The sequence below is a fragment of the Roseibium sp. M-1 genome, assembly GCF_054515675.1.
Genome location: NZ_CM137257.1, coordinates 6115930 through 6128183, shown reverse-complemented (window position 1 = coordinate 6128183; position 12254 = coordinate 6115930). Strand labels below are relative to the sequence as shown.

Here is a 12254-nt window from a genome sequence, read left to right as displayed (position 1 = left end):
GGATCAAGGCTCCAGATCTCGGCCGAAATTCACGGCCAGAATGGTTGAGGGTTTGCCGCCGCCGGCTTCCAGCGTCAGCTGGCCGCCATCTTCCCACCTGGTATCGATGGTCCGGTCCAATACGCCGGAACGCAAAGGAGCCGGCGCCCCAGAGAGGTCACCAGCCCGATAGTGGATCAATTCGTCCAGATAGGTTTCATCGGAACCGGCTTGCAGGGTGCCTGTTTCCAGAACGGCAATCCGGCAGCTGTCGACTTTCATTTTCCGCCCGGTCGCAGCTCCGTCCTGGGCGTTCACCGGATAAGGCAAAGTCCTGGCACGCGCCGTCACATCCAGCCCAACGAGAATTTTACCGGCGGTCTGGCCATTGGGCAGCCTGACACTGCCCTCACTGACCCTCGTGCGGTAATCGCTGCCATCGGCGTGAAGAACGACGTCCTCGCCTTCAAGATAGGCGAGACCGGAGACTGTATTGACCGCTACCCCCGTGTATCTGCAGGCGCAGTCGAGATGCCAGGCGTCTTCCGCGGCGCCGCCGGAAAATGGTTCCTGCATGATTTCGATATAGCGTTTCTCTTGGCCGTTGATCGTCCGTTTGACGATCAGCCAGACTTCATCCGACCGCTCGCCGGAAAGATCCGCCAGGCATTCCACTGCACCGCCGAAATCATGACGATGCATGCCGTAGATCTGCTGCTGGCGCTCATAGGTAAAGCCGACGCAGCGTCCGGTCCTGTCCCATAACCAGAGAATGCTATCGGGATACTGCTGGTAACAGGCACCCGAAATGCCGGTGCGAAAGAGATGGGACTGGAATTCGCTGACGGATTGCGACGCGCGGCCATCGGCGGCGAAATCATAGGCCATCTCCCGCATGTCGGTGCCATAAGCACCGAAATAGAGCAGAACCGAGCCGACCTTGATCGGACTGATGCTGTTGGTGCCGAAATTGGTTTCCGGCCTCTGGTCCACATTCTCCGGACCGAACGGATCCTGATCGGTCGCCTTGCCGACGGCCCTCACGGCGCGTGAGGTTCCGACAATCAGGTCGTTGTCGTCGACGAGCCACTGAATGCGGTTCACCTGGCCGGAAAGGATACCGGCAGTCACAGCATCGGACGCCTCCAAGACATGCGAGACGGAAAAATTTGTGAAGTCGTCCGTCTGGCTTTCCCAGATCTTTTGCGGCTCCTCGTCGGTGCCAGCGAATGCCAGCCGGTTCTTGTGCCAGCCGACCGTGGAGGGCCAACCTGTTTCGCCTGACCACGCCCCAAGCCGCCAAAGACTCTGAGCCTTTGTATCCGGCAACGATTGCCCGTGGACCTGAACCTTGACCTCTATGTCAGAAGTGATGCTGGCGATCTTGAACCAGCGCCAATAACCGTCCGATCCGCGGAACCGGATATGTCGGCCGACATCCTCTGCTTTGAACCCTTCACCACCATTGATCCCCTCTTTGCTGGATGCTGTCAGGCTGAACGGAACCTGATTGTCACCAGCCTGATGAAAGAGAATCTGGCCAATTGCCGAGTTGTCAGAGGCTGTTCCTCCGCCTTGGGTAAAACTCAGGCGGTAGTGGGAGAATGCCGTCTCGTTGTGAAATTCATATTGCCGCCACTCGTTCGAAGCCCAGGTATCCTGCCCGTCCTGGGTATCGAGGATGGTCCAGGTCGCACCGTCATTCGAGGCTTCGATATTCCACTGCCAGGGCATGTCGTCGTTCAGGCTGTTGTCGCTCGGCGCCTGCAGCATGTAGCCGTCGATAACGACCGCACCTGGAAACGCATATTGCACCCAGCCGCTGGCTCCGCCCGAAAGCACAACCCTGCCCTCGGACCTGTTGAAGACCTGCCAGGCATTTGCACTGCCGTTGGAGGCGCTGACCGTTCCGCTCGGTGCTGCGTTCGAAGTCATCTGCGGCACCGGATTGCCTGTGCTGGTAGGCTTCAGGTTCGTGGGCGTGATGTTGACGTCCAGAAAGGGCCCGTCCTTGAAAGCGATCGGCTCCATCGTCCACTGTTCTTCGCCAAGACGTTGCAGTGCCTGCGGTGGGAACCCGCCTCCGGTCAGAAACAGGGTGTCCGTCGATTGGACGAATTTCAGGTCTTTCAGGACCTCGACCGGATAAGGCGTCGCGACCTCGACTGTGCCGACCCGACCCTGACTGGTATGAACACGAAAATATTCGTCGCCGAATTCCAGCATGTAGGACTGGCCGTTGCCGAATTCGAAGGGGATAAGCCAGCCAACTTTGGAGCTGTCCTTCAACTCGCCGACAAATCTTGTGCCGCCGCGCCGGCGTAGGCCGCCGCGTTTCAGCGTGATGAAATTCTCGCAGTCCGCCAGTGAAGACCGGAAGAGTTCCAGGTCAGACCGGTAGATCAGCTCCGGGTCGAGCTCGCCGCGGCTGAACGTTGCTTGTAAATGATAGGTCATCGGTCCGTGATTATGTCGAGGTCGATCATCGGCAGGGGCGTTCCCTGCGCAGCGTCAAAAGTCCCTGCCCTGTCGAAGGCTTCCAGGGCTGCCTCTCTCAAGGCTTCCGCACGGCTGTTCTTGCCCGTGATTACATGGGCACAACCGGCAGCCAGGAACAGCGCGAAACCCTGAACGAAGAGCGGCGGAAACTCCGCTTCGCGCGTGATCCTCCTGATGTATCGCAGGGGAAACGGCGGTGCCTGATTGGTCATGATCCGGTCTCCCGCAATTTCAAACGCGATCAGCCGTCCATCTGGCGCGCCATTCACGCTCTGCTGCGGCAGACGCAGGCAATCCGAAGGCTTGCGGTATTGATAAGCCCAGCGAAAGGGTGGCTTTTCCACTTCCGCCGGAAGTCGCACCAGGGCGGTCGCAAAATCCCAGTCATGCATGGCAAGGTAGGCGTTGCGATGAGCCGCATAATGATTGCGGAACCAGCGGGAGGCGACGGAGGAATAGTCGAAATCGCGGATGGGCGCTTCTTTCAAATGAGACAGCGCCAGGTTGGCCATATCGACTGCGGTATGAACGGTGCCGGACAAGGCTACGCCTTTCTCTTGTTAGGCTGCGGGCGAAAACGTCAGCGTTTCTTCGTAAGCTTCGAGCGCACTGACAGCTTCCGCCTTGTTTGCCACCTGCACACCGGCGTAGTCGGTTGCGATCGCCTGCTGGGTCTTCCAGTGTTCGTTGCGCCAACCGGTCGGCAGCGGTTTTTTTGCCGCTGCGCGCCGTTCTGCCCGTTGCTTCAAGTTCCAGTCGGCCGACAACGTATCGGCGATCTCTTCCGAAGCCCGATTGCCGCCGTCTCGCGTTTTCGCGGATCGTTCCTCGAAAACGCGAGCGTGGTTTTCTTCCAGCCTCTGTAGATGCCGCAAGCGGCGCATGATGATCTCGTCCATGTCTGAGCCTTTCATGAAAAGAAAAAGGGCGGTTGCGGCCGCCCTTGGTCGATCGAAGCAAGCCGGATTGTTCGCCTTGTCAGATGTTTACCTTCAGGCAGGCGAGCTTGACGTTTTTGCGCTGGTATTTCCGGTCCCAGTTGGCCGCATTGCGAAGTTCGGAGAGACTGGCCCCCTGGCTTTTGCCGAGCGCGCTTGCGGTGAAATCTATGCCGGCCGGATGGATCAGTTCGAAACGGCGGGTGGTCAGGTAGTCGGCACCGCCGCCATCGCCGATATCCGGATCGCGGGTGATTTCGGTGCCCTCGTTGCCGTAGATTGTCGACCGGTTCGGCACTTCATCGATATGCATGAACGCACCCGGAGCGAACAGGAAGCAGGAATATTCGTCCGAATTGCTGCCGGCCGTCACCGGCATCATTTCGGAATGCACCACCATCATGCCGGCATAATAGGGCACCTCGAAGGGAGCCTCGGACGGCTTCTTGAATTCGATCTTTTCGTCGTCCAGAAGTGTGCCGTAGACGAAACTGTGCATGGCGATCACGCGGAGGTCGTCCAGGTTTTCGCCCATGGTCAGCCGTGCCCGGTTGATGGCCTGGTAGCTGATGCGATTGGCCGCCGTCGGCGAGCCGACGTCGGAATAGATCGAATAGACCATGTCGCCACCGTCATTGGCGACATTATCGGCAATCACGCCTTCGGCTGTCGCGATGATCCGTTCTTCCTTGCGGCGGCCCCAATAGGCGCCGATCCGCTCGGCAACCCGGTTCATAGCACTGTCGCCCCGGCCCGTCGCGGCATAGCTCGCGACCGTCTTGGCGCCGTATTTCTTCGCCAGCCGGTGCTTATAGGCCTTCATGTCGCTGGCGGTGATCTTGGCGGCACTGATCTTGTTGTCGCTGTCGTCGATCACGGTCGGTTCGGCATCGTCGAGATCCTCCCAGTAGGGCACCTCGATCTGGTTGCCACCGGCCTTGAAACGCTTGGCGATCTCGGGCGCCGGAGCGGCCAGAATGCCTGATTTTTCCAGAAGGATCAGTTTCGCCGGCTTGTTCTCCGCCATATAGGGGGTGAACACGCGCGGTACGACGATGTCTGAAATCTGAGATGTCATGGATAGTCCTGTTGTTGGAGTTTTGGAGAATTACTTCGGCCGGACCGGAAATCGGTTGGGTACGGCCGGTTTGGGTTGCAACGAACCGCCGGACAAACGCAAAAAGCCGCCGGGCGAGAGGCCGGGCGGCTTGCTACTGGAGTTGAAACCACGGTTTCGATGAGAAACGGTCAGAGAAATTTGGTGCTAGGCTTTGGTGACAAGGTCAATTCACCAACCCTGGATCAAGGCTCGGGTGCCGAATTAAATTGAGGTTTCAAAAGGAGATACCTTGGTTCATCAAAGGCCGAACAAGCGAGGATCGCGCCTTGTCGCGCCGATCATCTGCCGCGCTCGCAGGGGATTGCTTTCCAGAACCTGAGACGGCCGCCTGATATATGAACTACCGGTTTCTCATTTGCCTACAGAAATGGAGCGGTAAGGCACAGATTCAGGTCTGACGAAGATCATCGTCTGCGTTACCAGACAATCGATTTGTTCTGCAGAACCGGGTTCAGCGCTCGAATAAACAAACATGTCGTTGATTTGAGGACGCTCATCTTCAAATTCGACGAATTCGATTGAAGAAGAACAGGACGTTTCAAACCTGCTTTTCCGGTAGGCATGATCTGCATCTTTCAAATCGTCGAGCGGAGCGCCAAGTTCGATGACGGTTTCCCGATTTCCAGCAGATTTTTTCACATTAAACGTGTACAAAGCCAGCGCTAGATTGTGGATATACTGTCCTCTTGGATCAAGAATCTCTGTGAGCTCAACATTTGTTGGGTCCAGCCCCTCACTCCAGTCCCTAATCTCTCTTTCTAAATCAAGATTGAGGGCAACAACCGTATCCCCCAGCAAAAAATCGCTTACATCTATCTGAATTGCATAATATTTTTTTCTGCCGTATGGCAAATGGACAAATTTGTATCCAGGAACTTCCGGAAAGCTTTCAGCATTCTTCGCGATCTCTTCTTTAGAAAAGCCCAAATACAAAATACGAATTTCGTTCCCGATTTTGATTTTCGATTTCGAAACATCGGGTCTCGAATTCAAATAATCATCGACCGCCTTGTTGAGAACCAACGGCTGCTCTTCCCAGGGAACTTTCTGACCATCTTCCGCGAAGGCGATAGCAACAGAAACGCTCATGCCAGCCAGAAAAAGGCCTGAAAAAATGTGTTTGAAATACTGCTTGGAGAAAGCCGTCATACCATGCCCAATCTGGTCTTGATCCGCAAATCTGGAAGTCTTGTCGCCTCATTCATATGTTCATTTTTTGTTCCTAGTCAACTTTCGATTGCAAAGCTTCCCGACGTTACCTGTGTAATGGCGCTGCCGCATCAAAGTCCGAACAATCTCGGCTCCCGTCCGGCAGCCAGGATCAACTGCTGCGCAAGCGCGGGAGACCGCTCCAGAAGCGTTGCCTGCAGTTTCAGATCGGTGGTCTTCAGGTTAAAAGGATTGCTGGCGTATGGCTCATTTAGTTCGGCCTGATGTAGGACAGATACCGGCAAACGCCCGTTCTGGTTTAGTGGCTGACGAGGTTCCAACCTTTCGGAATTCACGTTTGTGGGCTTGCTTTTTTGCAAATTCGACTTCGCGAGAACCTGCCCTTTGCTCGCAGGTTCCTGCTTCAGGCCTAAAAATTCACGCGCAAGCGGCAAGGACTTCTCGTCAGCGAATATCTCGGCAAGGGCAAGGCCTACTTGCTCACCCGGACCGAATTTTCCGCTCATCATCTGACTGTACCAGCGATCCGTACGCCCGGAATTGGATGCCAGCAGCGCCTCAATTATTCTTTTTGCGAGAATATGGTCTCCACCCTTGTCCCCAAGTTCGTCAAGCACACCCTGCAGTTCTTCGTTTCCAACGGCACTCGAGCCGTATTGTTCGTGCAGGTAGTCTCTGATTTCCGCGAGGCTCTCTTGTTTTTGACTGAACTCTTCGTTTTCCCTCAATATCTTGGACAGCGTATTTTGAGGCTTTTCATCATCACGCCTGTAGCCAGGGTATTTTTCGTTCAAAGAAGCTCGCTTTGAACGGTCGAAAGCCCCCTCGATCCGAGACCCAATAAAATTTTCTTTGAGTTTCTTTTCCCAATATTTGTCCATTACTACCTTTTATCTTCTGCTTCGCATCAGCCGGGATTTTGTGTTGCGCCACATCATCGTCAGAGCCCGATGAGCCTCGGACCCCTCCCTGCCGCAAAGATCATCTGCCGTGCCCGTAAGGGATTGCTTTCCAGAAGGAAAGTCTGACTCCTGTGATCCGGATGCCGCACTCGAACGGATTGCCCTCCCCGCCGCTGAAGCCGCGTATGCCATCTTCGGATAAGGCACTATTCTGGACGAAGGTCGCCTATGGATCGGTAGGGAACAGCTTCAGGTCGAACAAAAATCATCGCCTGTGTAACCAGGCAATCGACTTGTTCGTTGGAACCGGGCGCGGCACTTGAATAGACAGACATCGTATTGCGCTGAGGACGATCGTCATAGGCTGCATTGTATTCAATCCCGGCTGAACACGTTCCTTCGAAGAGGTGTTCTCTATAAACCACGTCTTCATTTTTGAGATCGCCCAAAGGCGCGCCCAATTCAACGGCAGTGCCCCGCGGGAACTTCAAGGTGGAGTGAAATACTCCCATCGCCAAGTTATGGATCAATCGTCCTTTTGGATCGAGTAAACCGGCAATGTCGTCGTTTTCCCGGTCCGGTGTCGCCTCCCAATCCGTAACCTTTCTTGAGAGGTCCAGATTGAGTGCAACAATTGTATCCGTTTTCTGGTAGTCAACGAGATTGATCGGCGTTTCGTAATACTCCGTGCGCCCATATGGAAGATGTAAAAACTTCACTTCCGGCACGACTGGAAACGCCCTGGCATTCTCAGATATTTCAGCCTCAGTAAAACCTAGATAGAGTACTCGTATTTCTCTACCCACCCTAGCCTCTGACTTCCAATATTCAGATCTGAAATTCACATAGTCTTTGATTGCCTCTTTCAAAACAAAGGTCTCATCTTTTCCAGAACCAAGCGAGTTGTCCTCTGCTGAGACAATACAAGGCATCAAGCCGACATAGACCATTGCGAAGATTGAACAGGCTCCCTGGAAGATACGGCTGAGAAAATCCGACATACTGTACCCTTGCTAAAAAAACCGCGGACTGTCAGGTCCCATCTAACTGGCTACAATATGTTCATTTTTTGTTCCAAATCAATCAATGATTGCATCAAAGCCCGAGGTTGCTGCCTCTTCGTTTCATGGCATCCTCAACACGCCCGCAGCTTGCGGTCAGGATTTCTGGGAACTCCCTCGCGACTCCCAACCATCGCAGATTTGCTGCCTCTCCTGAACATGCTCAAGTTCATTCATGTCAGACAAATCCAAATTGCTTCGGGTCACGTCCGGCCGCCAGAATCAATTGCTGCGCCAGGCCCGGGTTCCGCTCAATCAGAATTGCCTGCCGCTTGAGATCGGAGTTTTCAAGAAAGAAGGGATTGGCTGAAGCTGGGGCTGCGGACGCTCCGTTCTTGACTTTGTTAGGCCTTTGACCCGCTTTCGAATGAGATCGTCCTTTGGAATCCGCTGGAACTGGAGCCCCGGGTTCACGTCGTTGCTGACTTGACGCTGGAGATAAATTTGAGGCGAGTGCAGGTTGCGAGCCAGGTATGCCGGGTAGCGCTGAAGGTTCGGCTTTCTCGGTAAATACTGGCTTCGCCAACCCCAGAAACTCCCTTGCCTTTCTGCGCGCAGCTTGTGTGTTCCCCATACTTGCCACGGCATTTGCGGTAAACGCACCTTCCGTAACGGCTCCATCGACAAACTCCTGGTCTTTGGGATCCTTGGCCATAATTGCATTGCGCATTACCATTCCCATCAGGAGCAACTCGGCATCTTTGTAATCGCCCTTCCTGCGACCTAGCTCTCTCAATTCATCATGAAGTTCTTTGTTCCAGAGGCCTTGGTCTCCGTAAATTTGCATCAAATGTTTCTGAAGTTGTGACAGCTCAGCGGCGATCTGTTTCTCAGTTTCTCCAGACTCGGCACCATTTCCGGAAATATTGCGATCCAAATTACTTTCTCCTGCGTTTAACCCTGCGACCGGGATGTGGTTCAATGTGACGCAATTTTCACGAGAGCAATCACCTGTCGCCTTGCATCTGCGACGGCGCCACGACTTCAAAGCCCGAACAGCGTCGGGTCCCGCCCCGCCGCGACAATCATCTGCCGCGCCCGCAAGGGATTGTTCTCCAGAAGCTGCGACTGCTGCCTGAGATCCGAATTGCCGGTTTCGAAGGGATTGCCGCCCTCGTCTCCCGTGCCGAAGCCGCGCATGCCGTCTTCCGCAAAGGCGCTGTCGTGGATGAAGGCGAGCAGCTTGACCGCAACCGGATCGACCACCTGCTGCAGGCCCTTGCCGTCCGCCTTCGTCAACGCGCCCTTTTCCGCGAACCAGCCGGTCAGATCGACACCGGCTGTCTTCAGCGTGCTCAAAGCCCGGTCCGCCTTGGCGACCGCATTCTGATAACCGTCACTGTCCGGATCGCCATATTCGCGGATGAGGGCCCGGTGCGCGGTTTCGGCGGCCTCGGCCTGCTGCTGCGCGGCCTCGTGCGCTGCGTCCTGATATTCGGCAAACTGGCCGGCCATCTTGCCCACCCATTTGTCGTGCAGAAGCTGCGCCGCTTCCGGCGGAAGTCCCGCTTCCCGGAACCACTCCCCTGCCTCGCTGGCAAAAGCCTGGTCATAGGGAAAGGTTTCGGGAAGGGTCTCGGGCAGCTTGAACCGGTAGCCGTCCTTCGGCGTCCAGCTTTTGGAGACATCGGCATAAAACGCCGCCCGGTCTTCCGCGCTGGCCTCTTCATCCGGAAGCCTGAGCGAGCTTGAAAGGCTGTTCTGAAGGCTCCGGTAACTGTCGAATACGCCGTCCGCACTTTCCCAGCCATTGGCCGCCGCAAACTCGCGGTTGCCTTCGCTTAAAGCCGCCAGGAACCCGTTCTCGCCGCTGCCGCTTTCCGGAAAGCCACCGGCATCGCCGGTCTGATCGTACCCATCGTCCGTCATCAAAAGTCGTTATCCTTGTCAAAATCGGGCAGCACTTCCAGCCGCGCGGCTTCCTGCAGCGCGGCGTGTTCTTCCGGCGGGATGCGGATCATGGAGAGAATGCGCGCATAAAGCGCCTTGCGTCCGTCCAGATACCCGCTTTCGCGGGCCCCGAGCGAAGGCGGCGGCGCCCGGTAGATCCCGCATTCGGCCGCCAGATCCGCCAGCACCGCCTCGCCCTCGGCACACAAAAAAACGGACCGATAGGCCCGCTCCAGTGCCGCCGCCCGGTCCTTGCGCCGCCGGGCGATGCGCTTCAGGCTATGCCAGACCATCTATCTCCCCCTGACCGGTGAGCGCTCCCTGCCCAACGAGCGCGCTCAGGTCTCCCAACGCCCCCTGGTCCCCCAGCGCTTTCAGCACCGGCGCCCCGTCCCGTGCCATCTTCGCCATGCTTTCTCCGGCCATAAGCTGTTCCTGCTGCTGGGCTTTCGCCTCGCGCTCGCCGCGCAGCGCCTCCACTTCCTCCGGCCGGCGTTTCAGCTTCGCCGGCAGGCCAAGCGAACGCCGCGTGAGGTCGTATTCCGCTTCCCGGTCATGCAGATCCAGGATCGCCGGGTCGCTTGCCGCTGCGATGCCGAGATAGTCCTGGAAGCCCATGATCGCTTCGAAGTGGCCTGCCTCACGCATCTGGTCGATCGGCGCGGTCGAGGTCAGGGTGATATCACCACGCAACACGCTTTCGGGCGGCGCCAGCGGTGAGCCTGAAACAAAGGCCCCACGCCGGCCGAGAATGCCGACTTCCCGTTCGAAAAGGGCTTCGTTGCCGGCCATGATGTTGGTCGAGAACGGGCCGATCATGTCGGCCATTTCCTTGCGGCGGATATTGACCTCAGTCGCCGTGCGTCCGTTGCCTTCCAGCAGCGTCTGCCACAGATCGCCATAGAGCCCGACCCGCAGCTTCTCGCGGATATTCTCGATCTGCCGGTCGGCGGCACCTGGATTGACGGTGTCGATCATCGGCCGGAACAGCGGCCGGCCCTGCTCGTCGATCAGGCCCGGGTTGATCCGGCCGGGATTGAGATCGAGCTGACGTTCCTCCCGGTGGGTCGCGATCGGCGGGCGCACGGCTTGCGAACTTGCGATCAGCGCGTCCCGGGCAAGGCTTTGCAGGCTCTTGATGTCGCTCATCAGCTTGGCCTGCGGCGGCGAGCCATAGGGCGACAGCCCGTCCCGGTCCCAGCGGCTGATCACCAGCGGATATTCGAAGAACCCGCCCCGGCGGCAGATATGCCCGCTTTCCTCTTCAAAATGAAGGCTTTCATAGAGCGATTTGCCGGTGTCCGTCGCGCCGCCATGCCCGCCCTCGCGCAGCGTGCAGGCATGCACGAAGACATGCTCCGTGTTCCGCCGCTTCGGGTCCTCCGCATCTTCTTTAACGCGTTCCGAAACCTTTCCGGCATATTCGCGCACCGCCTGCCAGGCCTTCAGACGGCGCACGCGGAAGAAACCGCAATCGTTTCCCTGCGCGTCGACGACCAGATAGACCTCATAGAGCGGCACATAGCGATAGTGAACCGGCGTGCGGATATCGGCGAGATTGTCCTCGTTCTCCAGCGGAAACAGCACCCCCGTCCCGAGCTTTACCGTCGACAGGATGCGCGAGCGGTTGGCCAGCGCAAATCCGGAGCGGCCGGAATAGCGCACGCGGAAGAGATGATCGCGGAAGAGCTCGAAGAACTCCTCGTCCTCTTGCGCAGGCGGCGGCGCGAACGGATCGCCGAAACCGACCCCGTGCCAGGGAAAGCCTTCGGGCATCGTCAGCGAGCCGACGCCTGAGGCTAGCCGATCCAGCAGCCACACCGCCGTCGGATCGAAGAGCTTGCGCGAGCGCTCCCGCGCCGCTGAGTTCTTGAAGACGCTCATCCCGTCCGGGGCGGCAACCCCGCCCGGCCGGTTGAAGGCCCGCTCCATGTCCGGCGCGGTATAGGTGACATAGTCCTGCCAGTCCGCCTCGTACCACTGCCGCTCGGCCTTGGCCGACTGCAGTTCCGATTTCAGATCCTCGACAATTCCCATTGGCTCAAGCCCGCCCCAGCAGCGTTACGCCAGGCCGGGAGGCACTACCGAAATCGGAAACGCCCAATGGACTGGTCATGTTGGTTGCGCGCGTGCCATAGGCCGCGGCCCGGCGGCGCCGGTTGTTCTCCTGCAGGTTTCGCGCCTGCCGCTGCGGGTCTGGTGCGCGCGGCGGCGGCGGTGCCGGTTCCGGCTCGGGTTGTTTGCCCCCACCAAACATGCACATGGGCGGCTCCTTTCTGCGATGGCTGGATCAAAGGGTGATCGACCGGTTCCAGTCGAACGCCCGAAAGTTGATCGATCTCAAAGAATTAGGGCCTCCCGCGTTCTCCTGATCGCAAGAGGCCCCCGACTGACTTGAAATTGCTTTTCTGCGGTGAATGGCAGCTTGAACGCGGGCGCTGCGCACCCGCGTCAAAAAATGCTTTTTTTGAAATTGACGGACCGGCTCTTGATGCGAGGAACGGGCTGATGGACACCCACCAGAGCCTTCGCGCAAGACCATGGCACCGGTCCTCGTCACTCAATGGAAGACCTGACACAGCTGCACCTTGCCGGCTGATCGCTTTCAGGCAGGCTGGCGGCGGGCACAGATTTCCAAGGTAACGTTATGTCTCTGTTTTTAGGCCCGTTTTGACGACGTGTCCAGCGAGCCTCC

12 protein-coding genes are annotated in these 12254 nt (G+C 57.4%); all 12 read right to left on the bottom strand.

Annotation, left to right across the window (positions count from 1 at the left end):
- Positions 1-3: 3 nt before the first annotated feature.
- A complete protein-coding gene (locus tag ACX3M4_RS27560; RefSeq protein WP_459356126.1) occupies positions 4-2436 on the bottom strand; it encodes a phage tail protein in 2433 nt (810 codons plus the stop codon).
- On the bottom strand, positions 2433-3020 hold the full coding sequence (locus ACX3M4_RS27555; RefSeq protein ID WP_459356125.1) for a hypothetical protein: 588 nt from the start codon (positions 3018-3020) through the stop codon (positions 2433-2435). Before ACX3M4_RS27555 ends, ACX3M4_RS27560 begins: the two co-directional genes overlap by 4 nt.
- Before the next feature lie 18 nt (positions 3021-3038).
- Positions 3039-3377 (bottom strand): hypothetical protein, encoded by a 339-nt coding sequence (locus tag ACX3M4_RS27550; protein ID WP_459356124.1) that lies wholly within the window; start codon positions 3375-3377, stop codon positions 3039-3041.
- Between the two features lie 79 nt (positions 3378-3456).
- On the bottom strand, positions 3457-4494 hold the full coding sequence (locus ACX3M4_RS27545; protein ID WP_459356123.1) for a hypothetical protein: 1038 nt from the start codon (positions 4492-4494) through the stop codon (positions 3457-3459).
- Between the two features lie 393 nt (positions 4495-4887).
- Positions 4888-5685 carry a hypothetical protein gene (locus ACX3M4_RS27540; RefSeq protein ID WP_459356122.1) on the bottom strand — a complete coding sequence of 266 codons (798 nt, stop codon included), beginning with the start codon at positions 5683-5685 and terminating at the stop codon, positions 4888-4890.
- A gap of 131 nt (positions 5686-5816) precedes the next feature.
- Positions 5817-6587, bottom strand: a complete 771-nt coding sequence (locus ACX3M4_RS27535) for a hypothetical protein (RefSeq protein ID WP_459356121.1) — start codon at positions 6585-6587, stop codon at positions 5817-5819.
- A gap of 227 nt (positions 6588-6814) precedes the next feature.
- Positions 6815-7609 carry a hypothetical protein gene (locus ACX3M4_RS27530; RefSeq protein WP_459356120.1) on the bottom strand — a complete coding sequence of 265 codons (795 nt, stop codon included), beginning with the start codon at positions 7607-7609 and terminating at the stop codon, positions 6815-6817.
- A 238-nt stretch (positions 7610-7847) separates the two neighbouring features.
- Positions 7848-8546 (bottom strand): hypothetical protein, encoded by a 699-nt coding sequence (locus ACX3M4_RS27525; RefSeq protein WP_459356119.1) that lies wholly within the window; start codon positions 8544-8546, stop codon positions 7848-7850.
- A gap of 107 nt (positions 8547-8653) precedes the next feature.
- On the bottom strand, positions 8654-9538 hold the full coding sequence (locus ACX3M4_RS27520; RefSeq protein WP_459356118.1) for a hypothetical protein: 885 nt from the start codon (positions 9536-9538) through the stop codon (positions 8654-8656).
- Positions 9538-9852: a Bbp19 family protein gene (locus ACX3M4_RS27515; protein WP_459356117.1), complete on the bottom strand. Its 315-nt coding sequence runs from the start codon at positions 9850-9852 to the stop codon at positions 9538-9540. The genes ACX3M4_RS27520 and ACX3M4_RS27515 overlap by 1 nt, the downstream gene beginning before the upstream one ends.
- Positions 9839-11596 carry a portal protein gene (locus ACX3M4_RS27510; RefSeq protein WP_459356116.1) on the bottom strand — a complete coding sequence of 586 codons (1758 nt, stop codon included), beginning with the start codon at positions 11594-11596 and terminating at the stop codon, positions 9839-9841. The genes ACX3M4_RS27515 and ACX3M4_RS27510 overlap by 14 nt, the downstream gene beginning before the upstream one ends.
- Positions 11597-11600: 4 nt before the next feature.
- Positions 11601-11822, bottom strand: a complete 222-nt coding sequence (locus ACX3M4_RS27505) for a hypothetical protein (RefSeq protein WP_459356115.1) — start codon at positions 11820-11822, stop codon at positions 11601-11603.
- Positions 11823-12254 lie beyond the last annotated feature (432 nt).

Excerpts from the sequence above, each read along its gene's own strand:
- ACX3M4_RS27510 (WP_459356116.1), bottom strand. The coding sequence starts at position 11,596 with ATGGGAATTGTCGAGGATCTGAAATCGGAACTGCAGTCGGCCAAGGCC.
- ACX3M4_RS27515 (WP_459356117.1), bottom strand. The coding sequence starts at position 9,852 with ATGGTCTGGCATAGCCTGAAGCGCATCGCCCGGCGGCGCAAGGACCGG.
- ACX3M4_RS27505 (WP_459356115.1), bottom strand. The coding sequence starts at position 11,822 with ATGTGCATGTTTGGTGGGGGCAAACAACCCGAGCCGGAACCGGCACCG.
- ACX3M4_RS27530 (WP_459356120.1), bottom strand. The coding sequence starts at position 7,609 with ATGTCGGATTTTCTCAGCCGTATCTTCCAGGGAGCCTGTTCAATCTTC.
- ACX3M4_RS27545 (WP_459356123.1), bottom strand. The coding sequence starts at position 4,494 with ATGACATCTCAGATTTCAGACATCGTCGTACCGCGCGTGTTCACCCCC.
- ACX3M4_RS27535 (WP_459356121.1), bottom strand. The coding sequence starts at position 6,587 with ATGGACAAATATTGGGAAAAGAAACTCAAAGAAAATTTTATTGGGTCT.
- ACX3M4_RS27550 (WP_459356124.1), bottom strand. The coding sequence starts at position 3,377 with ATGGACGAGATCATCATGCGCCGCTTGCGGCATCTACAGAGGCTGGAA.
- ACX3M4_RS27520 (WP_459356118.1), bottom strand. The coding sequence starts at position 9,538 with ATGACGGACGATGGGTACGATCAGACCGGCGATGCCGGTGGCTTTCCG.
- ACX3M4_RS27540 (WP_459356122.1), bottom strand. The coding sequence starts at position 5,685 with ATGACGGCTTTCTCCAAGCAGTATTTCAAACACATTTTTTCAGGCCTT.
- ACX3M4_RS27560 (WP_459356126.1), bottom strand. The coding sequence starts at position 2,436 with ATGACCTATCATTTACAAGCAACGTTCAGCCGCGGCGAGCTCGACCCG.